General features: G+C 55.5%; 19 protein-coding genes and 3 pseudogenes. 6 read left to right on the top strand and 16 right to left on the bottom strand.

Annotated elements, in window-relative coordinates:
- Window position 1: 1 nt before the first annotated feature.
- From AC3CHX_RS32095 to AC3CHX_RS32125, 7 genes are all read right to left on the bottom strand, one after another.
- Window positions 2–307: a high-potential iron-sulfur protein gene (locus AC3CHX_RS32095; RefSeq protein ID WP_488645236.1), complete on the bottom strand. Its 306-nt coding sequence runs from the start codon at window positions 305–307 to the stop codon at window positions 2–4.
- Between the two features lie 190 nt (window positions 308–497).
- Window positions 498–1,211 (bottom strand): c-type cytochrome, encoded by a 714-nt coding sequence (locus AC3CHX_RS32100; RefSeq protein WP_488645237.1) that lies wholly within the window; start codon window positions 1,209–1,211, stop codon window positions 498–500.
- Window positions 1,212–2,408 carry a cytochrome C gene (locus AC3CHX_RS32105; RefSeq protein ID WP_488645238.1) on the bottom strand — a complete coding sequence of 399 codons (1,197 nt, stop codon included), beginning with the start codon at window positions 2,406–2,408 and terminating at the stop codon, window positions 1,212–1,214.
- A 302-nt stretch (window positions 2,409–2,710) separates the two neighbouring features.
- Complete coding sequence (locus AC3CHX_RS32110) at window positions 2,711–3,307, bottom strand: hemerythrin domain-containing protein (protein ID WP_488645239.1); 597 nt, start codon at window positions 3,305–3,307, stop codon at window positions 2,711–2,713.
- 115 nt (window positions 3,308–3,422) lie between these two features.
- On the bottom strand, window positions 3,423–4,304 hold the full coding sequence (locus AC3CHX_RS32115) for an ADP-polyphosphate phosphotransferase (protein ID WP_488645240.1): 882 nt from the start codon (window positions 4,302–4,304) through the stop codon (window positions 3,423–3,425).
- Window positions 4,305–4,439: 135 nt separating this feature from the next.
- Window positions 4,440–4,649: a hypothetical protein gene (locus AC3CHX_RS32120; protein WP_488645241.1), complete on the bottom strand. Its 210-nt coding sequence runs from the start codon at window positions 4,647–4,649 to the stop codon at window positions 4,440–4,442.
- A 273-nt stretch (window positions 4,650–4,922) separates the two neighbouring features.
- Entirely contained in the window at window positions 4,923–5,756 is an 834-nt protein-coding gene (locus AC3CHX_RS32125; protein ID WP_488645242.1) for a universal stress protein, read from the bottom strand.
- 234 nt (window positions 5,757–5,990) lie between these two features.
- Between AC3CHX_RS32125 and AC3CHX_RS32130 the strand changes: the two genes are divergently transcribed.
- On the top strand, window positions 5,991–7,622 hold the full coding sequence (locus tag AC3CHX_RS32130; protein WP_488645243.1) for a bifunctional aminoglycoside phosphotransferase/ATP-binding protein: 1,632 nt from the start codon (window positions 5,991–5,993) through the stop codon (window positions 7,620–7,622).
- A 215-nt stretch (window positions 7,623–7,837) separates the two neighbouring features.
- Window positions 7,838–8,008 (top strand): annotated as a pseudogene (locus AC3CHX_RS32135) (Crp/Fnr family transcriptional regulator); the annotation flags it as partial.
- Between the two features lie 102 nt (window positions 8,009–8,110).
- On the opposite strand, the gene hemN reads toward AC3CHX_RS32135, so the two are convergent.
- Together hemN and AC3CHX_RS32145 are read right to left on the bottom strand one after the other, a co-directional pair.
- Window positions 8,111–9,514 (bottom strand): oxygen-independent coproporphyrinogen III oxidase, encoded by a 1,404-nt coding sequence (gene hemN / locus AC3CHX_RS32140; protein WP_488645244.1) that lies wholly within the window; start codon window positions 9,512–9,514, stop codon window positions 8,111–8,113.
- A gap of 95 nt (window positions 9,515–9,609) precedes the next feature.
- Window positions 9,610–12,309, bottom strand: a complete 2,700-nt coding sequence (locus tag AC3CHX_RS32145) for a bifunctional acetate--CoA ligase family protein/GNAT family N-acetyltransferase (RefSeq protein ID WP_488645245.1) — start codon at window positions 12,307–12,309, stop codon at window positions 9,610–9,612.
- 346 nt (window positions 12,310–12,655) lie between these two features.
- Between AC3CHX_RS32145 and AC3CHX_RS32150 the strand changes: the two genes are divergently transcribed.
- Window positions 12,656–13,495, top strand: coding sequence for a universal stress protein (locus AC3CHX_RS32150; protein WP_488645246.1), 840 nt, complete (start codon window positions 12,656–12,658; stop codon window positions 13,493–13,495).
- A gap of 46 nt (window positions 13,496–13,541) precedes the next feature.
- On the opposite strand, the gene AC3CHX_RS32155 is transcribed toward AC3CHX_RS32150, so the two are convergent.
- The gene (locus tag AC3CHX_RS32155; RefSeq protein ID WP_488645247.1) at window positions 13,542–14,291 is read right to left on the bottom strand and encodes a potassium channel family protein; all 750 of its coding nucleotides are present in this window, start codon (window positions 14,289–14,291) and stop codon (window positions 13,542–13,544) included.
- Between the two features lie 1,010 nt (window positions 14,292–15,301).
- Between AC3CHX_RS32155 and AC3CHX_RS32160 the strand changes: the two genes are divergently transcribed.
- The 3 genes and pseudogenes from AC3CHX_RS32160 (at window position 15,302) to AC3CHX_RS32170 (ending at window position 16,918) form a co-directional block, all read left to right on the top strand.
- On the top strand, window positions 15,302–15,571 hold the full coding sequence (locus tag AC3CHX_RS32160) for a hypothetical protein (RefSeq protein WP_488645248.1): 270 nt from the start codon (window positions 15,302–15,304) through the stop codon (window positions 15,569–15,571).
- Between the two features lie 208 nt (window positions 15,572–15,779).
- A pseudogene (locus tag AC3CHX_RS32165) lies at window positions 15,780–16,391 on the top strand (NAD(P)-dependent oxidoreductase).
- Between the two features lie 323 nt (window positions 16,392–16,714).
- Complete coding sequence (locus AC3CHX_RS32170) at window positions 16,715–16,918, top strand: cold-shock protein (RefSeq protein ID WP_488645249.1); 204 nt, start codon at window positions 16,715–16,717, stop codon at window positions 16,916–16,918.
- A 299-nt stretch (window positions 16,919–17,217) separates the two neighbouring features.
- On the opposite strand, the gene AC3CHX_RS32175 is transcribed toward AC3CHX_RS32170, so the two are convergent.
- The 6 genes and pseudogenes from AC3CHX_RS32175 to AC3CHX_RS32200 form a co-directional block, all read right to left on the bottom strand.
- Complete coding sequence (locus AC3CHX_RS32175) at window positions 17,218–17,910, bottom strand: IS6 family transposase (protein ID WP_488645250.1); 693 nt, start codon at window positions 17,908–17,910, stop codon at window positions 17,218–17,220.
- A gap of 73 nt (window positions 17,911–17,983) precedes the next feature.
- Window positions 17,984–18,148 (bottom strand): annotated as a pseudogene (locus AC3CHX_RS32180) (4-oxalocrotonate decarboxylase); the annotation flags it as partial.
- A 53-nt stretch (window positions 18,149–18,201) separates the two neighbouring features.
- The gene (locus AC3CHX_RS32185; protein ID WP_488645251.1) at window positions 18,202–18,906 is read right to left on the bottom strand and encodes an alpha/beta hydrolase; all 705 of its coding nucleotides are present in this window, start codon (window positions 18,904–18,906) and stop codon (window positions 18,202–18,204) included.
- A gap of 15 nt (window positions 18,907–18,921) precedes the next feature.
- Window positions 18,922–19,740: a DODA-type extradiol aromatic ring-opening family dioxygenase gene (locus AC3CHX_RS32190; RefSeq protein WP_488645252.1), complete on the bottom strand. Its 819-nt coding sequence runs from the start codon at window positions 19,738–19,740 to the stop codon at window positions 18,922–18,924.
- A gap of 16 nt (window positions 19,741–19,756) precedes the next feature.
- The gene (locus tag AC3CHX_RS32195; protein WP_488645253.1) at window positions 19,757–20,167 is read right to left on the bottom strand and encodes a DoxX family protein; all 411 of its coding nucleotides are present in this window, start codon (window positions 20,165–20,167) and stop codon (window positions 19,757–19,759) included.
- An 85-nt stretch (window positions 20,168–20,252) separates the two neighbouring features.
- Window positions 20,253–20,885, bottom strand: coding sequence for an NADPH-dependent F420 reductase (locus AC3CHX_RS32200; protein ID WP_488645254.1), 633 nt, complete (start codon window positions 20,883–20,885; stop codon window positions 20,253–20,255).
- Window positions 20,886–20,890 lie beyond the last annotated feature (5 nt).

The raw sequence follows: 20,890 nt of genomic DNA on the forward strand, positions 1-20,890 counted from the left end.
GTCAGGCCTTCTTAGACCATGCGCTGCACCAACCTTGCGCCGCAACCTGCTTGCCAGCGAACAGCGGGCAGCCACCAACTGCTTCGCCGGGCTTGCCTTGGTACAGTGCGCAATTGCTGCACTGCTGGCCAGCCGCGTACTTGGGAAATTTTGCCTTGTCCACCCTGCCGGCATCCGCCTTGTAGCCTAGGGCTGAAGCCTGGGCATCATTCTCGGCGACCATGGCACCTTGGGCCAGGACAGAACCTGCTGCCAACGCAGCGCTCCCCAGGCTGATTTGAAGTATAAATTCGCGACGGCTGGTCATAATATTTGTCCAAAGTTATTAAAATTGAGGTGACGTTTACACGTGGCAAAAAATTGAACGTGGCGGCCAAAACAAACAGGCTGCCGCACAGACAGCCTTGGGCGCGGTGATACTGTTGAGTACGATTTCGATCGGCGAGCCCCACTGGAATACCTCACCTTACGTGAAACGGCACTGTGGGCAACTCGCCTTATTGGGAAGACGGCATGGCTTCCAGATAGGCCGCGACATTTTTCATGTTCTCGGGTGTGAGGGAGTGCGTGACAACTTTCATCATGGCCCCTTCGGGCCTTTGCTCGGTTCTTTGAAAAACCATCAGTTGCTTGACGATATAGTCGGCGTGCTGGCCGGCCAGACGCGGGAACTGTTGCATGCCCTCACCTTTGGCGCCATGACATCCGGAACAGGCCGGCGTGTTGGTGGCGGCTATGCCATTTTCAAAAATCGTTTGGCCGGCGTGGAGCAGCGCCGGATTTCCGGGTTTTCCGGAAGCGGGCTTCTGGGAAGAAAAATAAGCCGCCAGTCCGCTGATCTGCTCGTCGCTTAGCCGGGCACTGATACCCCACATATACTCGAATCCTGCGGGGTCCGAACGGCCATGGCTCTTGAAGGATTTTAGCTGTTCTACGAGATACGGTTCCGACTGTGCCGCCAGATGCGGGAAGTTGGGAGACACGGACACGCCCTGAACGCCATGGCAATTCGAACAGACTTGCAACGCAAGTGTTTTGGCTGCGACATTCGGATCGCCCAGGGAACGCGACCGTTCCGGCAAAGAACAACCGGCAACCATCGCAATGACGAGCACGCTCAAGGGTAAATAAGCGACTTTCCGCTTGAGTTTCTCGAATCGCGTTGTCTTGGCCATGCGTAGTACGGGATGATGGTCATCATAGCTATGCATTTAGTAGGCTCCCCACACATAGAGAAAGAGTGTGTTGTTATCTTTCGCATTGCGGCCAGCCCCATCGTAGTTGCTGGAGGCCCCGTGGAACTGGGTGTAGGCAAAGTATTGCGCACCAACCCGGACGTATTGCACCGGCAGCCAGAACACTTCGGGCACCCAGCCGCGGGTGCCGGGATTGGCGGCCACATCCGGGTACAAGGTCGCATCCGAAGTTCCGGTCGTCCTGAAGTAGCTCAGGCTGGTGCCATATTTCGCCCGATACATATAGCTGGCTTTCAGCCTTAGCTGATTGAGGGTATTCGACCCATTGGAGGCAATGCCGGTCACGTCGCCATTGGCGATGGTTTCCCTGATATAGCTGAACTGTGCCGTGACGGTATGCGGATCCAGCAGATATTGATACTGCGCATCCACCCCTCGGTCGCGATAGTGTGTCGTCGGACCGGTCGGATTCTGGTTGTCGGGATAGATGTCGGCATTCATGGCGAGCACCCCCACCATCGCACTATGCGGCCCCCAGTCGTGACTGAGCGCCAGCCGTAAATAGGGATTGGTGCCCCTGAGCTTGGTCTGGTCCTGATCCGACGTGCCCTGGCTCAAGAACGACCAGACGCCGTTGGCGGTCTGATACGCAGCCAGCTCCGCATACAAGGTCTGGTTCCAGAAGGCATAGGCACCGACGCCGGCGGCCTGTGCGCCGAGCTGGCTAATGATCGGTGTGGCATCAGGCCCGGTCACCCCGAATTTCGTCGGGACATATTGAAGCCATGCCGGCGCGGTGTTCCAGGGGTCGGAGATAGAAGGATTGTTGGTCAAGGTCAGGCCGACGATCAAGTCCCGGTTCAGATCGATGAATCGATCCGCGTAGCGCAAATCGAAATTGTCGGACACCCACTTGCTTTGCCATTTACCGGAGTCCGGATTTTGACTGTCGTAGTTATTGAAGGTCGCTTGTGCGAACACGCCGACATTGTCGGTGAGCTTGCCAGCGACGAAGACGCTGCCGGTTTGGAACAGGGCAACCGCATCCTTGGCAAATGCCGTATCGCTATCCGGACTGGAGCTCTTGGTGAAGCTTGCGACCCCCATCACCGAGAGCGGAACGGTGCGCGTACCGATGGTGTAACCGGTCAGCTTGAACAATCGCCCATAGGCAGTCAGCTCCGGAAATTGCCCGCCGGCGTGACAGGCCATACAATTTTGTCCGGTTTGTCGCGCGAACACCGGCAGCGCATGGGCTACCGGTGAGCTCAACAAGATTTGCGTTAGGAAGATGACGACTAACAGATAGAAATATCTAGTGCCCAGGTATCGAGTTATGAACGAGTCCATGTCGAGGTAATTCCCTTCTCATCATTATTGAAATTATTATTGAAAGGTTCCGAATCGGGGCTCGGACAAATTGACAATAAGCAAGCTTGCGACGCTTGTCAACGTCGTTGCGCCGTCACAACGTTCCGTATCGCACGCGAACAGCATGTGCATGCATATTTAATTTAGATCGGAGCCTCCTCGCCGTCCGGTGCAGGAATGATATTGACGATCAGCAAAAACAGCTTTTCGAGGTCCACTTTCAGGTCGGCTCCGGCAAACGGGTCGATATTGCCAGCGAACGCGGCGTCAACCACGGCCCAGTCCTCTGGCGTCAACAGACGCTTGGCAGCAGGCAGAATCACTTCTTCTTCCAACCGCATGTGGCCGAAATAAAACCTGGCATACTGCTCCACCAAGTCACGAAATACCGGAAATGCGGCACTCCCCTGCAGTTCATAGCGGGTCAGTGCGTGCTCCAATTCCCGCACCAGCGCCTCACCTTGCGCGTGCTGGGACGCCAACTCGGCGAGCGTCTTATCAAGTTCGTTGGTCCGGTCTCGCAAGCGCGCGAACAGGTACTGGTCTTCTTTTGGATGATGTATCTGCTCTGGATACTCCCGTATGTAGAAGAGCATCGCGCGAAACACCATCAGCCCTGGTGCCGTCTGACCTTTATCGATAAGGCGTACAAAATTCAGCATGCCGTGAGTTACTGCCGACAACTGCTCGTGCTCGTCCAGAATAATACGTACCGCATTACGCTGCCGTGGCGATTGCATGATTGACTCCTTTCATTTTCAAGATAGTGCTAACGCTTGTCGTGCCTCTGGTTCGTGACGAAAAGTGGAAAACCAAGAAATCGCCGGTCAACAGCGAATTTACCGGTCTCGGTTGCTACTTGGGAGCTTCCATCATCAACTGGCGGCGAATCGACAGCAATTCCTGCCGACGCTTGGCGTCGGCTTCTGGGTACTGCATGTTAAGCGCCTTAAAAGTATCGAGAATAATCCGGGAAATAATCAGCCGGGCATTTTCCTTGTCGTCGGCTGGAACCACATACCAAGGTGCATTTTTTGTACTCGTTGCGCTCAGGCAGGCTTCATAGGCCTGCATGTATTGTTTCCAGAATTTTCTCTCCTCAATGTCGGCAAGACTGAGTTTCCAGTTCTTATCGGGCTCGTCGATCCGATCGAGAAAGCGCTTTCGCTGCTCTTCCTCTGAAAGGTGCAGGAAGAACTTGACGATCCTTGTGCCATTGCGACAAAGATGGTCCTCCATGTCCACGATGGAGCGATACCGCTGCTGCCAGACAGTTTTTTCGTTGAGCAGCCCATCCGGAAGCCCCTGACTCCGGAGAATTTCCGGATGTACCCGAACAATCAACACCTCCTCATAGTAGGATCGGTTAAAGATGCCGATCCGACCGCGTTCCGGCAAACACTGGGAAGCGCGCCACAGAAATTCGTGCTCCAATTCCGTAACGCTCGGATGTTTGAAGCTGAATACCTGGCAGCCTTGGGGGTTGACGCCGGACATCACGTGCTTGATGACGCCGTCCTTCCCGGCCGCATCCATGGCCTGGAAAATCAGCAACACTGCATAGCGGCTGGATGCGTAGTGGAGTTGTTGCAGCGCGCTTAGCTCCCCCACCTGTTCTCCGAGGAGCTCCTGATAGTGCTCTTTCGACCGGTAAACGGGGTCCACCAGCGTCGGCCACTTCTTCAATTTAACCTGCTCTCCTTCCCGTACTCGGAAATCACTCGAGTTGATTATCATGTCCCTCCTTCCGGCCGCTGCCAAGGCCCTGCCAGCGCCTCGCAGGCGACACCAAGACGATTGGATCGCGCGAGGCGCCCTGAAACAGATCGGAGCAAAGCCCGCTCCGACGAGCGATGCGCTCCACCGAGCAACCTACTCCTCCATGCCGTTCAGCGCCTCGATATCCGCTATCGCCGTGCGCAGCATGAGCTCGGGTGTCGCCTCATGCGGCATTACGCTGACGATAATGGCATCGGGAACAGATTTTTTCATCACGCCATCGCGCTGTATGAAGTATTCACCCTGGTCGTAATCAATCGTGTACAGCAGGCATTGCCCTTTGCTTCGTCGGTATTCTTGCATCGCCGTTATCGTTCTCCATTTGGGTGATGATTAACCTGCCTACCTTACTGCCGACATCGTATCAGTGCAGTTTTTTTGAAACGACCCATATCAATGGACGCCATAGTGGAAACGTGCACTCGACACCGGCTATCTACTGACCAACAATTGTCCAGGTCCGGGTACCGGTGTCGTCATCGTTGTCCGTTGCAAAGGCGTGCCTGGCGTAAAGAGAGTCATCGCTTGCATTTCCATCTCCTCAGCGACAGCATGCGCCACGCATCCGGACCGGTTCTAATGCGACATCAGCACCGGCAACGTCATCTCGCGCAATACGGTGTGCGTCACTCCGCCCAATACCAGCTCGCTCCAACGGCTGTGTCCGTATGCCCCCATCACGAGCAAGTCCGTGCCGTCTTCTGCAGCGCGCGACAGCAGCCAATCCCCCGGTTTGACGTCGACGTTCTCACTTTTGTCGATCTCGACCTGGACTTCATGCCTGGCCAAATAGGCAGCGATATCGACTTCGGGCAAGTCATTGCCGCGGTCCTTGTTCTCGAAAATCGTCAATACCTTTACCTGCCGCGCCCGCTGCAAGAACGGCAACGCGTCCGCCATGGCGCGCGCAGCCTCGCGTCCGCCATCCCAGGCAACGATGATGTTGTCGAACGTCTCTGGAATATTTCCCGCAGATGGCAGATACAGCACGGGTCGGCCCAGCTGCAACACGAAGCTTTCATTAAAACCCTTGCCAGCATCTGACGTATCGACAGCAGGAGGATCGCGCTCGCCGAGGATCGCGAGATCCGACGCGCGGGCATGCGCAATCACCCGCTGCGGCTCTGAACTGCGATAGCCGGCCCAATCGAAATGAAGCCCTGCCTTCTGCGCGGCAGTACGAAACGCTGCCTCGGCGCGCTCTTGGTTCTCCTTCGCCGACGCCTCCCATTCGGCGACCAGTGACGCAATCTCGCCATAACCATACGGATCGGGAACAAGCGGAGCGTAGGTCTGATGCACCCCCGTCAGATGCGCGTCATGCTGCGCGGCCAACGCAATCGCGAATTCGAGCCGCCGCGACGAACCGGCGCTATTATCAAGGCACACCGTCATGCTTCTGTAACGCATTGTTTCACCCTCCATTCGACTCAAACAGGGATACGTACCTAATTATTGTGCGACGCTGCCCCATCATGCTTCTTGATATACATCAAATTTTCAAGCTTCCGTTTCGCGCCGCCCTGGGGGGCGCTTGGCTCCCGCCGGATACCTTAATTGTCAAACTATTCAACATTGACTAAGATCATGCAGTGCGGCGCTGTTCCAACATGATCAGGCACGCGAAAACGGGAGTGGTCCAGGATGTCCGATACCAGCAACGACACTGCAAGGATCACTGGTGATGCGCTGATGCAGTCCCGGCTGATCTCTGCCCTCCTCGATAGCCGCTGCTATCCGCATGCAGTCAAGGCCGTGCGTCTGATTGAAACGCATATTTCATGGATATTGCTGGCTGGGCGGTATGCATACAAAATCAAGAAGTCCATCAAGATGGACTTTCTTGACTTCATGTCGCTGGAGGCGCGCCGTTTCTATTGCACGGAAGAACTACGCCTGAATCGTCGCCTGGCCCCACAGATGTATCTGGAGGTGATGCCAATCGGTGGCGATCCGGATAAACCGGAATTTGGCAAGCAGCCGGCGTTTGAATACGCGATAAAGATGCGTCGCTTTGCCGCCGCCAAACAACTGGATCGCCTGTTGGCTGATCATAAATTGCTGCATTCTCACATGGATCAACTCGGCGTGACTTTGGCGCGCTTTCATGCCAACCTGCCTGCTGCGTCATCCGATACAGCCTTTGGCAGTGCCGCTGCTATCGGACAAGCGATGCGGCAAAATTTCAGGGAGTTGCGTCAACTGCTGCATGCGTGCACAGATACCTCGACGGTGCTGAAGCTAGAAGGCGCAGAATCCGCCAGCGCCGGAGAATACGCGGCGTGTGTCGCCCAATTCGACCTGCGCCGCGCACAAGGGTGGATCCGGGAAGGCCACGGCGATCTGCATCTGGGCAATATCGCATTGGTAGGCAACGAGCCGCTGCCTTTCGACTGTCTCGAATTTGATCCAGCCTTACGTTGGGGCGATGTCATAGGCGACCTTGCCTTTCCGGTCATGGATTTGCTGTACCGACAACGCACGGATTTGGCTTACCGCTTGCTCAATTCTTATCTGGAGGTCAGCGGCGATTACGCCGGCATAGCCGTGTTGCGTTTTTATATGGCGCGGTGCGCCGTGGTGCGCGCCAAGATAAACCTCATACGCATGCGCTTAGCAAGATTATCCAGACGCGCGGAAGAAGACGCATCGTTGGCATGCCACAATCACCTGAAGTTAGCCGCCGATTGCGTGCAGCAGCGCCAGCCGGCGCTCATCATCACGTATGGTTTGCCGGGCTCCGGTAAGAGTACCTGGGCAAAGATCGCGGCCGGGCGACTGAACGCCATTCGGGTTCGCTCCGATGTTGAACGCAAACGGTTGTTCGGACTGGCTGCGCTGGCCCGGAGCGGCGCCGGCAAGGCGCACGATATATACAGCAAGAACGCGAGTCGACGCACCTATTCCCGACTGTGCGACACCGCCCGCATACTGCTGAGCGCCGGCTTCCCCGCCGTGATAGACGCCGCATTTTTGCAAGCCGATGAACGCGAGCGCTTCCGCGGGCTGGCTGCAGAAATGGCAATTCCGTTTGCGATCGTCTGGCTCCAGGCGGGCCAAGTAGTGTTGCACTCACGGATCGTCAGCCGCCTCCAATCCGGCAACGACGCATCCGAGGCTGATCTCGACGCGCTGCAGAAACTCCGGCGCAGCGCGCAAGCTCTTTCGGAAGAGGAAGCTGCGGTGGCAGTACCATTCATCTACCGGCCAGGCCTCGAAGATTTCGCTGCCAACACAAAAGCTTGGGATGCGTTGGCGAAGCTGACCAAACTCTAGCCGGACTAGCGATACACGACCTCCCGGTTCTGCAGTATTTGTATGCCACCCGCATTTAGAGTACGTTGACACGAGCCCATCACCATAATCGCAACGCTTACCGATATGAGCCAACCACTTTCATATGCCGCATCGTCGCGCCTGAATGTCAGCGTATTAAAGGCAAGTTGTGCGAATTGCAGCTTGCACCACTTATGCCTTACCATGGGTCTTGACGCGAGGACATCGGTAATTATCTGGGACTGACCATCGAGAGCATCAGCCGGCTGCTGTCCCGCTTCAAGCAGCAGGGCTGGCTCCAGGTTGATAAGCGTGAGCTGCAACTGCTCGATCCGGCGATGTTGAAAGCGCTGGCGGCTGGCACGAAAAACTGCAACCCAATGTAAATGTAACGCGCCCCAAAACCCGCTTACGGCTTGCATTTCCAGCCGCGGCAGATACTTCGTCAAAAAACTGCTCACCTGCGTCCCATCTAAGATGGTCGTAGCTTAGCAAAGCTGATCCGGCCTGCCATTCAAATAGCGATCGAACACCATGCAAATATTACGGATGAGCAGGCGTCCCTTCGCGGTCACGCTTAGCCATTCGGCATCGATGGTCAGTAAGCCGTCCTGCGCCAGCGCGCCCAACTGCTTAAGCTCCGCTGCAAAATAATCTGCGAACGTAATCGGATAGGCCAGCTCGATCGATGCGATCGACAATTCGAAATTACACATCAGCATCTGGATAATGAAGCGTCGCAACACATCGTCCATAGTCAGCTTGATGCCGCGCGCAATCGGCAATTCATTATTGTCGATGTCATCGTAGTACGCGGCGAGCGTCTTGACGTTCTGGCTGTAGGTGGCCGCGACAGCACTGATCGCCGATACGCCACACCCAACTAGAACCGATTCCGCATGGGTCGAATATCCCTGGAAATTGCGATGCAAACGCCCCTGTCGCTGCGCCACCGCAAGCTCATCAGTCCGTCGTGCAAAATGGTCCATCCCGATATACACATAACCTGCTGCGGTCAGGCGCTTGATGCACAGCGACAGCATGTCGAGCTTCACTTCGCTACTTGGCAAGTCCTGTTCGAGAATGCGTCGTTGCGGTTTGAACAAATGCGGCAGATGCGCATAGTTGTAGATCGCGATGCGGTCCGGGGCAGCCTTGATGACCTTCGCCAGCGTCCGCGCCATGGTAATGACGTTTTGTTTGGGCAGCCCGTATATCAGGTCTATGCTCACGGAGCGGAAATTCGCATCGCGCGCCGCCTCGATGATGTCGAGCGTCTGACGCTCCGTCTGAATCCGGTTGACTGCCTCTTGCACGTGCGGTTCGAAGTCCTGCACACCGAGACTGATGCGGTTGAATCCCTGTTCGCGCAAGCGTTGTACACGTTCACGTGACACTGCGCGCGGATCAACCTCAATCGCATATTCACCGACTTTGTCGGGTGCAAACTGAAACCGCTGCCGCAGATGCGTCATCAGGTCGGTCATTTGCCCATCCGAAAGATAGGTGGATACGCCGCCACCTAAGTGCAATTGTGCAACCAAGTTCCTATCGGCAAGCAGTCTGCCCTGCATCTCGATTTCACGTTTCAGGTAGCTTAGATAGATGACCGCCTTATCATGGTTTTTGGTGATGATTTTGTTGCAGGCGCAGTGGTAGCAAACCGCATAGCAGAACGGAATATGCAGGTATAGCGATAAGGAATGTCTGATGCCTCGTGTGCGCAAACCGGCAACAGCTTGCAGATAGTCGCGATAGCCGAATGCCTCGCTGAAGCGATCCGCGGTCGGATAGGATCTGTACCGCGGGCTCAATTGACTGAGCTTGCAAACCATTTCCGCATTGACTACGTCCGGCGGAGCCATCGATCCAGGTATTAGGAATAGCGCCATTATTTCACTCCTGCTGCCGGCCATACCGAGAGTTGGAACGTGACCTGATCAGGCTGGAGTATATGGACCGCGGTCTATAAATACCTTGACTTGCATCAAAAATTATCGATGCTTTGCGCGAGGTTCAAATGCAGCTGCATCGTCCCATCTTCGGACGCCTGTTTCACGTCGAAATCCAGCTTTTTGACTAATTTGAGTACGCGGATATTGTCTGGCAACGCTTCCCCCACGATCTCGCGGGTGCCGCGCGTACGGCAATAATCGATCAATTTAGTCATCAGCAGGCGACCAAGCCCTTGCCCTTTCAGGTCCGAGCGCACGGTGATCGCGAATTCCGCCTGCACGTTGTCGGGATCGGCAATGACACGGGCAACACCGAGCGTTTCACTTACGCCATCGGGCCGTTGTCTGGTCGCGATGAAGGCCATCTCGCGGTCGTAGTCGATCTGCGTGAGGCGCGCCAGCTGAGATGGCTGCAATTCGCGCATACTGATAAACATACGGTAGCGCACATCCTCCGGATCGAGTGCGTTGAAAAATGCAACATGCGCTTGACCGTCTTCCGGCTTGACTGGTCTCAGCAGCAGCGGCTGTCCCTGCCAATCGATCCACTGCTCCAGTTCTTCCGGATAGGGCCGAATGGCGAGCCGGTTGAGGCCGCCCGCAGACGTGGGGCTCACAGCCACCCGCACACGCGCATCGAGCGCAATGACGCCATGGCTATCGGCCAGTAACGGATTGATATCGATCTCGACAATTTCAGGGATATCAGTGATGAGGTGCGATACCTGGATCAAGGTCCGGCAAATCGCATCCATATCGGCTGGCGGCCGGTTGCGGTAGCCGGCAAGCAGCTTTGCAACACGCGTTTGTGAAACCAGGTCGCGCGCCAGTACCATGTTTAACGGCGGCAGGCCGATTGCGTGATCGCCCGTCACTTCGACCGCGACTCCGCCCTGGCCAAACAAAATAACCGGGCCGAACACCGGGTCGGTGGTGACCCCGATAATCAGCTCGTGCGCTTCCGGCCGACGTGCCATCGCTTGTACCGAAAAGCCCTGCAGGCGAGCCTCTGGCTGCAACACGCGCAGGCGTTTGTGCATGGCTTGAGCCGCCGTTCGCACCGCTTCCCGCGTTTCCAGGTCCAAGGCAACGCCGCCGACATCGGATTTATGCGTAATATCAGGCGACAAGATTTTCACCGCCACCGGAAATCCGATTTCCTGCGCGCACTGCACTGCCTCCTCGATCGAATTGGCGACACGGGTCTCCACCACGGGAATGCCATACGCCGCAAGAATCGCCTTCGCTTCCGGCTCGGACAGCATTTGCCGGCCGGCAGCGAACGCATTCCGCATCACTTCCTGCGCCTTGGAACGATCCGAGATGAAGCCGCCAGGCACCGATGAGGGCACTTGCATCAGCAAGTTTTGGTTGCGCCGGTATTGCACCATCTGCATGAAGCCTTGCACGGCCTCTTCCGGCGTGTCATAAGTGGGAATGCCGGCTTCCGAACAAATACGGCGGGCCTGCGCAACCGTGTCGCTACCGAGCCAGCAAGCGAGGATATTGCATGAGGCTTTCTGGGCCAACGGAACGATTGCATTCGCTATATCGATGCTGGAGACGATCGCGGTCGGCGCGTGGATAAACAAGATCGCGTCCGACTGCGGATCCTGCAGCAGCGCCTCCATCGTTTCCCGATAACGCTCAGCCGGCGCATCGCCGATGATATCAACCGGATTTCCGTGCGACCAGGTACTGGGCAAAACCTCACTGAGCTTGTCCATAGTCGCATCCGATAATGCTGCCAGCCTGCCATTGCTGAAAATCAGCGCGTCGGTTGCCATCACCCCCGGTCCGCCACCGTTCGTCATGATGGTCAGACGTTCGCCACCCAGCGGGCGCGCGTACGCCAGCGTTTCTACAGCACCAAACAAGTCCTCCGTAGAGAACACGCGCAGCATACCGGCCCTGCGAATGGCGGCATCGTAGACATCGTCCGACCCGGCCAGTGCACCGGTGTGCGAGGCAGCCGCCTTGGCCCCTTCGGGCGCCCTTCCCGCCTTGACTACCAGCGTCGGCTTGCTGCGCGCAGCGGCGCGTGCGGCCGACATGAACTTGCGCGCATGGCACACATCCTCGATATACAACAATATCGCGCTTGTATCCGCGTCGCTCGCCAGGTAATCGAGTACATCGCCGAAATCGACATCGGCGCTGTCGCCGAGGGAAATGAATTTCGAAAAGCCGATGCCACGCGACTTGGCCCAATCCAGCACGCCGGTTACCAGCGCACCGGATTGCGAGACGAATGCTAACCGGCCCGGAAGCGCGTCAGTATGCGCGAAGCTGGCGTTCAGCCCGATGCCCGGGACCAGCAAGCCGACGCAGTTTGGCCCGAGAATGCGCAATAAATAGGGACTTGCCGCATCCAGCATTGCCTGCTTCAAACTGCAGCCATGTCTGTCCTGGATCGCACCCAGACCGGCCGTCAGGACGATCGCCGCTCTGGTGCCCCGGGCTCCGAGTTCGCTGATCAGACCGGGAATGGTCGCGGGCGGGGTACATATCACTGCTAGATCCGGCGTGACCGGCAGGCTTGCGATATTTGGGTAAGTCTTGTGATCTGCGAGCATCTCATATTTTGGATTGACCGGCAAAATGGCACCCTTGAATCCGCCTTGCACAAGATTGCGAAGTACCGTCGCGCCAACGCTGTGCGGCTTCTCCGACGCGCCGATGACTGCGACCGATCGCGGGCTAAACAGATACTGCATATTCCTTATGCTCATGTGTAGTCCTCACTGTAAGCAATGCGATTTCCGAACGCCGTGGTGCGGCAACTAAAGCAACATCACGGTAGCCATGAATCCTGACGTATGGGTTCTCAATACAATTCTGACGTCCGCCCCGCTGATTCGAACGTAGTGCCATGATCTCTGTGCTGCGACATGAAACGCGCAATTATCTTTCCGGTTTCAATTCTAGAAACAGGTCTGATTTACGCGATTGATCTGGATCAAATTCCGGTAATCAATGCTTTGATGCACGCGTTGGTTTCTAGACTCTCCCCCGCTTACCATCTACATTTAAGGGTGTATACATCGATATGTTCTGACGCGTTAAAAAGGTGATTCCATGTCTTACAGAACGATTCTCGTACATGTAGATCAATCCAGGCACGCAGCAGCACGTATAAAAGCGGCCGCAGAAATAGCGATCGCCGAAAATGCGCATTTGATCGGCACTGCGATGATCGGGATCTCGCGCGTCATGTACCACGACAGTGCCGTTAACCTCGCCTGGACCATCGTGGCAGCTGAAATCGATGCTTTAAAAGAACGCGCCAACCAGGCACTGGTGGAGTTTGATGCGATTGCCGCGAAAATCGGGGTGCTGTCGTATGACAAGAGGCTCGTCAACGACGACCCGGAAGGCGGCCTTTCCCTGCAAGCCCGTTACAGTGATCTGGTGGTGATCAGCCAAACCGATGTGGATGAAACGTGTTCCCGCGTGATATCCGGCCTGCCGGCATATGTCATGCTCAATTGCCCGCGCCCGGTTTTGCTGGTTCCTTATGCCGGCCGGTTTGACCGAATCGGGAGCAACGTATTCGTGGCGTGGGACGGAAGCATGGAAGCCACCCGTGCCGTAACTAATGCGATCCCGTTGCTCAAACGCGCGAAGAATGTCACCGTGGCGCTGTTCAATCCGTCCGTACCATCCGATACACATGGCGAACAGCCGGGAGCGGATATCGCCCTGTACCTGACCCGGCATAACATCAAAGTTGACGTGGTACAACAGGCTACCGAACTCGATGTCGGCAATACCTTGCTCTCGCTGGCAGCGGATTTACGCTCCGATCTGATTGTGATGGGCGGGTACGGCCATACACGTTTTCGTGAAGTATTGTTAGGCGGCGCCACCCAAACCATACTGAAAACGATGACGGTTCCGGTCCTGATGTCGCACTAATTTGGAAAGGACAATAGTGCTCTTTCTACGAAGACCTCGTGGCAAATCATTTTTCATCCTTGCTCTGCGCGCCGTCATTATCCGGTGCGAAGAACGAATCGCGCAATTCTGCACGCAATTCAGCAATTTCTATACGCAGCATGCGCATATCCGCATGCATCTCCCGTCTGACGCGCTTTTCATCTTCGCCGACAAAGAGCGCGGCAATGCTCGCCGTGACGACAGAAAACAGCGCATAGCCAAGCAATACAATAAAGCCGGCAAAGATGCGGGACGCAGGCGTGGATGGGACTAAATCACCATAGCCGACCGTTGCGCCGGTGACGAATGCGAGCCATACCCCGTCGGCATAGGTGTGAACCTTTGGCTCCAGCCAAAGGAACCCTGCACCAGCGATCGCTAGCACGAACACGGCTAATGTAACGATTTGCGGTAATCGATGCGGCACAACGTATTGCGCCAGCAATGTCGCCAAACGAAGGAATACGATACCGCACAGGGCCAGGCGCAATAACCATTCGATTTCGGGCCAAGGAGAGCCGGCAGGCCAGGCGCTGGCCAATGCACCCAATAAAATGAAAATATCTACCTTGGACATGGCGCCTGGCAAGCCCGGTTTCCCTCTATCGCGGCTTGCAAGAATATCGATGAACAACATTGCCGCAACTATGCCGTAGAGCCCGTGACCAATGTTGCGATACGATTGCTGTGCCTCGGTCAACACCAGATAGAACGCAGGAATCGACAAGATCAGCGCACTCAGCAGCATTGCTCTGACAGGCCAGGATAGTCTCAATTTTTTCGTTCCGATTGTATACACAGCTGGAAATCCCTAGACAGAATGTATTGATCTGCTGCACCTCAAGCGACGTGGATTAAGCTTGGGATTTTCCAACCTTAGGCGCAGAGCCAAAACTGAGGGGGCAGGCCATAAGAGAGTTTAGCAAATATGTTGGTTTGGATGTGCACAAGGAAACGATCGCGGTATTGGTGGCGGAACGAGGTGTCGAGGTACGTTATATAGAACTGGCAAACTGATCTTGCGTACTCCTCTACTCCATGTTTACCACTGGGAATCACGACTAATATATGAAAGTCTGAAGGACCGAGAACCTGACACCGGGGGGAAACGGCGTGACGCAGGCCAATACGCTTAAGGAATTGGCGCTGACTGTGAAATTGCGCCATTGCATGAACCATCTTTGCGTCTAACAGTGACGCAGCTTGATAGTGGAAAATGCGCGCAAAAATCAATAAGAATGTAATTGCTTATGGGAAGTGGTGTTTACACCATAGGGCGGACAGCTAAAGTCGACTAACAGAGCGGAGCTTCAGGCGTGTGCTCCGGCCAATTCCGGAGGACGTGGGTGCTGCTTTTTACAGCCGGTTAGGGTGGTGGCACACCTCACGCGAAATCGGCTAAGATTTATGAGGCATGCAGCATCAAGAGCGAAGTAACCGCGCCAAGTTAGAGCACAGGCTCCGGAGTCATGCCACAAAACTGTTGCCCCATAACAAAGTGAGATGCCATAAGGGTGTGCCATGGCTATGAATGAGGTTGAAGAAGCCGTACAGGACTTGCCGTTGATTCCTTATCTCGGCGTTTTATAACAAGTTAGAAGGTACTGAAATATGGTGCAGGATGACGGGCGAGGACTTTATCCACTGTCTGCGCAATTGTATGTCAGCATCGTCGACCGCAATGGAACGGTCGTCACGAGCACATTAGATAAGGCTAACGCCAAAAATATCGTTGACAGGGATTATTCATATACTCAGGCGGTCAATCCAACATAGGCGGACGACATGAACCTTGATGTTTTAAAGCACATCATCGACAACGAGCCGGAGCGCATCGAAGCGCTGGCGACGAAAGCAGGCCGACACGCAGAAGCGTCCCAAGGCATCGCTAAGTTGGTTCTCAGCAAGAAAGGCGATATCAGCGGCCTGACCAGGAAGCAGGCATTTCTGTTCAGGACCTGCGTCCTGCCGCTCATCGAAAACGTGCCATGCGATGTAGCTATGGGCTACGACGATGAGGGTCAAAACACTTGTGTGCATCGCGGTATATTGTAGACGACGAAAGCCTTCTGCTTTCCTACATGGAAGATGACTTCAAATGCCAGAACTGTAGGTACGACGCAGAAAAAATGGCCGGCGGGTGCAGACGTTTGTAGCGTACGCCGTTTTCAAGAAGCGCGCGTCACTGTGCCTGCATAAAGGCAGCCGGACCGCAAAGATATTGACCTATACGCGTGGCGCGTGTCACCACGGGAGAGCACTCATGAAGATTGTGATTATTGGAGTCACCGGCCGCACCGGCTCGCGCCTTGCCGCAGAAGCCCTGCGCCGTGGTCACAGCGCCACCGGCATTGTCCGTTTGCCGGAAAAAGCGGATGTGCCCGAAGGCGTGACTGTGCAGTAATGTGATGCCACTCAAGCGGAGCAGATTACCCCGGGCTAGCACGGTCACGACGCTGTTATCAGCGCGGCCACTTTTCAAGTGCTAAAGGCTGCCCCATTACTCCAGGCTGTCAAGGCATCCGGCGTGAAGCGCCTGCTCGTCGTAGGTGGTGCCGCTAGCCTGGAAGTCGCTCCGGGAACACTTCTGCTCGACAGCGCGAATTTCCCCGAGAAGTACAAGGCGGAAGCCGCCCCGGGTAAGCAATTCCTCGATGACCTGCGTGCTGAAACGGAACTGGACTGGACCTTCCTATACCCACCCGCAATGTTTGCGCCGGGCGAGCGCACCGGCAAGTTCGGCGTCGGCAAAGACCAACTGATGTCAGATGAAAGCGGCCAGAGCCGCATCTCGATGGAAGACTACGCCGTCGCCATGATCGACGAGCTTGAGCATCCTCTGCACGTCCGCGAACGCTTCACGGTCGCCTATTGAGAATGAAAAAGGGTTTGAGCCACCCGATTCGGCCTGGAAACGGTTTCCAGAATTGACTGTGCTGGCAATGAATTGACGCGGCTATGGTGACTCGCGTGTCGGCCATGAAAAGCACATTGCCCAGCTAAGTTACTGTCGTACTTGGCCAAATCAATCCGTGCATAAGCCATCAAAAAAGCAACCGCTAATACAATACTGAGCGCTATACTTTACACAACACGTTTAGAGATTGAGACTTGGCTGGACTCGAACGTGTAAGAAGGCGGGGTAACGTTTTTTCTTACCAACGACCGCTCAAATTATTCAATTTTTTAAGGCACATTATGGCAACAGGTACAGTAAAGTGGTTTAACGACTCAAAAGGTTTTGGATTTATCACACCAGACGGCGGTGGCGAGGATTTGTTCGCCCACTTCTCAGCCATCACCATGGACGGCTTCAAGACCTTGCAGGAAGGCCAGAAGGTCCAGTTCGACATCACGCAAGGCCCTAAGGGAAAGCAGGCTTCGAATATCAAAGCGGCTTAATACCCGTTTTGCCTTCAGCCCAATCTTAGCGCCAACCTCTGTCCAAAAAACAAAGCTGTTCAAACCGGTCGGTTACGGTGTTGTTGACGCTCGCGCAAAATTGAGCCACGTACTCAGTTTATGTTGACCTGTGCCTGGCTCTCGCGAAACCATCGGTTGTACGGTGTTCGGGATAGCCGGCCGGGTCGTTCAGAAATGCGCACACTGGTAACAATTTCAAGATTCCGCCAACACAGAAAAAGGGTTCTGTTGCATTAACGCGAAAGAGGTGATATCTCGGCGAACCATGTCAGCGTTCCTCAAACTGGACGGATTTGTCCTGCCAAAGCATAAAACTGGTCAGCAAAAGACATCTCATCGATGCCTTCCATCATGAACTGGCCTTTGCGAATCATGTGCATCAGTTCGATGCCAGCCAAGACGTTTTTTGCCGCCTGAAAAGATTGAAAGCCGAGCATCGGTCGCGTGACGTGTTTGACGGCGCGATGGTCCTGTTCGACAATGTTGTTGAGGTATTTGACCTGACGAACAATGATCGGAATTTCTCTGCCTGCATTGATCCGATCAATCGCCGCCTTGTTGGCACCGCTCTTGTCCATCGTGACATTTTCAGGGACATCGTTGTCGCGCATGGTCTTGTCAAAGAAGCGCATGGCTGCCGCCTTGTCCCGCTTGGCGGTCAGCAGGAAGTCGATCGTCTTGCCTTCCTTGTCTACCGCACGGTAGAGATACTTCCAGGCCCCTTTGATTTTAATGTAGGTCTCGTCCATTCGCCAGCTCGCGCCAATCGGACGTTTGTATTTGCGAAAGGCCTTTTCAAGTAACGGCAGAAACCGGATTGCCCACCGGCTGATCGTGGAATGGTCAACTATCACGCCACGTTCCTCCATCATCTCCTCGATATGCCGGTAGCTCAACGGATACGCCGCATACCAGCGAATGCAGACCAAAATTACGTCAATTGGAAATCGCATTCCCTTGGTATTTAGCATTTAGGCTCCGCTACTTTTTAAAGGCAGCAGTTTACGCGTTTGCTTTGATCAATTGTCTCAACGCGACAAAACCGCCGCGCGCGACTTTACGTAGAAGGATTGCGTCCTGGATGGCATAGGCGTCGTCCCAATCCATCCCGGGATACTCGGCGGTAATCATGGTAGTGTCCTTGGCTTGGAGCTGGCAGTCTTCCAACTGTTCAGCCAAGGCAGCAATTGTTGTAATGTCGAGTTTCATTTGGTTCTAAATCAAAAGTTCTGCGTCGTATGGCGCTGTAGCGCTGACGGATATCAATTTCCGTTGCCCGATACTTTTAATAGACCATCAAGCCATTCCAAGAAATCGGTTTTCATGGCCAAGCTGATGCCATGGTCAATGGGGTAAAGATGCGTGAGATGCGCCACACCCAATTCGCCCAGCAATTGGTCCGAGCGCTGCGCCCACATCACTGGCAGCTTGGTATCAAGCTCGCCATGGCCGATAAAAGCGCGCAGGTTGTCCAGCCGCGCTTTGTCGGCAATATGGGGGGTGAGTTCGGGCAGGATGCGCCCAGACAAAATACCGAAGCCAGCGACGCATTCAGGGGCGCTCAGGGCCACACTTGCACTGAGGATGCCGCCCTGGCTGAAACCAGCAATGACCGTGTTGTGCACCGAGATGCCATACCGCGCCTGCACCTTTTGGACAAAATGGATCAAGGCCTCCCGGCTGCTCTCGGCTTCTTCAGCAACGATGCTGGGGCCTGCCTGGGTGAATGCAACCCTGAACCAGGCAAACTGCTGCACCGCCAGTTGCAATGGGCCGCGCGGGAAGATCACCAGGGTTTGTGGGTCTATGCCCGCGGCAAAGTCGATCAAGTTCGTCTCATTGCCACCGACGCCATGCAGGAGGACCACACACCGGGTGGGCTTGAGCGGCACCGGTTGCCGAACCCGATAAGACAGTCCCAGGTCGGCATCCGTGTGCAGGTCTGGAATGGAAGGGATTGTGCTCATATTGTAATTTCTTTCTTATGGTGCCACTGAAACAGCGGCGGGCTGTGGCATGCCCCAGACATACGAATCCATGGATAGTACGCCGTGGGTGATGCCACCATCAATGGCTTGTACGGTATCGGAATCGCTCTGCGCGCCCAGCGCGACCAGCAGAGGAAGGAAATGCTCCTCCGTCGGGTGCGCCCTCTCGGCATGCGGCGCTTCGGTGCGGTATTGGATGATCGGACTTATCGCGTTGGCAAGCACTGCAGTGTGTACCCAGGAGGAGAATTCCCTGGCATATGCCGCTGGTGCACTGCCCGATTGGCGGAACTCAAAAAGGTTGTGCGTCATGCTGCCGGAAGCGACGATAAGCACACCCAGCTCACGCAGTGGCGCGAGGGCCTGCCCCAGCTTCACAGCTTGCAGGCTGTGCAAGTTGTGAGGCATGGATACCTGAAACACCGGAACATTCGCTTTGGGCAGCAGGTGCATCATTGGAACCCATGCACCATGATCGCGTCCGTGCTGCGCATCGAGTTCGGTAGCAAAGCCCGCTGCGGTCAGCAATCTGGCTGCCTCTTTGGCGAGTTTCGGCTGACCCGGGGCAGGATACTGCAATGCATACAGGCTGGAGGGGAACCCGCCAAAGTCATGCACCGTCCCGGGCTGTTCGCCGCTCATCACCTTCACGCCATGTGTCTGCCAGTGTGGCGACACCACCAACACTGCTTTGAGTGGCGGGAGCTGCCCGCCCAGTTCGTGCAGGCGGGGGCCAAGCACTCCGGGCTCCATGGCAAAGGTGGGGGCACCATGCGAGATAAAAAATACCGGCGCTTTAGTAGTGGATGTCATGTTGTTTTCGATTCAATCAGCGGTCGTTGCGCGCATCAACACTCCATTCACCCGCACCATTGGCAGCCAGCGCCAGCAAGCCGGCGACCACCGCGATGTTCTTGAAGAATAGCAGTTGTGTGACGTATGCCTGGTCAGCAGGCGCTCCCCAATAGGCGTGGAAGAAGAAGCTCGCCACCAGCGTGAACGCCGCCAGGACCAAGGCCGCAAAGCGTGTGCCGAATCCTGCCAGTAGCGCTAGGCTACCCAAAATTTCAACTGTCAGCGCCAACGCTGCACCGAGGGTGGGAAGTGGCAGGCCCACAGAGGAAATGTAGCCTACGGTTCCGGCGAAGCCGGTCAGCTTACCGATACCTGCGGGAAGGAAGAACGCGACGAACAGCAGGCGAGAAGCAAGGGGGAGGCTATTTTGAACGGACTTTGACATGATGATTTCCAGAAAATGAAATGAACTAAATGATTGATTTGGCGGGATCTCCGCAGGGCTTGGCTCTTGCAGAAATTCCGTCTTTTTAAGCGCGTTTGATCCAGGTGGGCGCAATGGAAGTGCCCAGACCTGCGCCGTAGCCCAGATAAATGTTGAAGCCGGCCACCGGTTCCAGGTAGCGGGCATTCTTCAGGCCACCGGCATCCACCGTGGCAAAGCCCATGCTTTCGGCCAGCGCCTTGGCGGTCTGTCTGGCACGCTCGCTGTCACTGGCAATAAACACAGGGACGATCTGGCCGTTGCCAAAATCAGCGCCGTCCGACAGCACCTGTGCAAACACCGTGTTGAACGCCTTGACAACTTCAGCACCGGGAATGGCCTTGGCGATTTCTTCGGATGCGGAAGTGCTGTGACCCAGGGTCAATCCCATGTAGTCGGCAGTCAGTGGGTTGGTGATATCGATGACGACCTTGCCTGACAAGTCGCCCACGCTCTTCAATGCACCAACGGCATCGTCGTAGCCGGTTGCCAGCACGACCACGTCGGTATCGGCTGCCGCGTTGGCTGCAACAGCGGCGCTAGCGCCCGGGTTGGCCGCAGCCACAGCCTGTGCTTTTTCCAGATTGCGGGCGGTCACGGTGACCTGGTGGCCAGCGCGGGTGAGTTGTTTGACGAAGGCTGAGCCCATGTTGCCGGCGCCAATGACGGTTACTTTCATGACGT

The organism is Glaciimonas sp. OK215 (assembly GCF_057787885.1).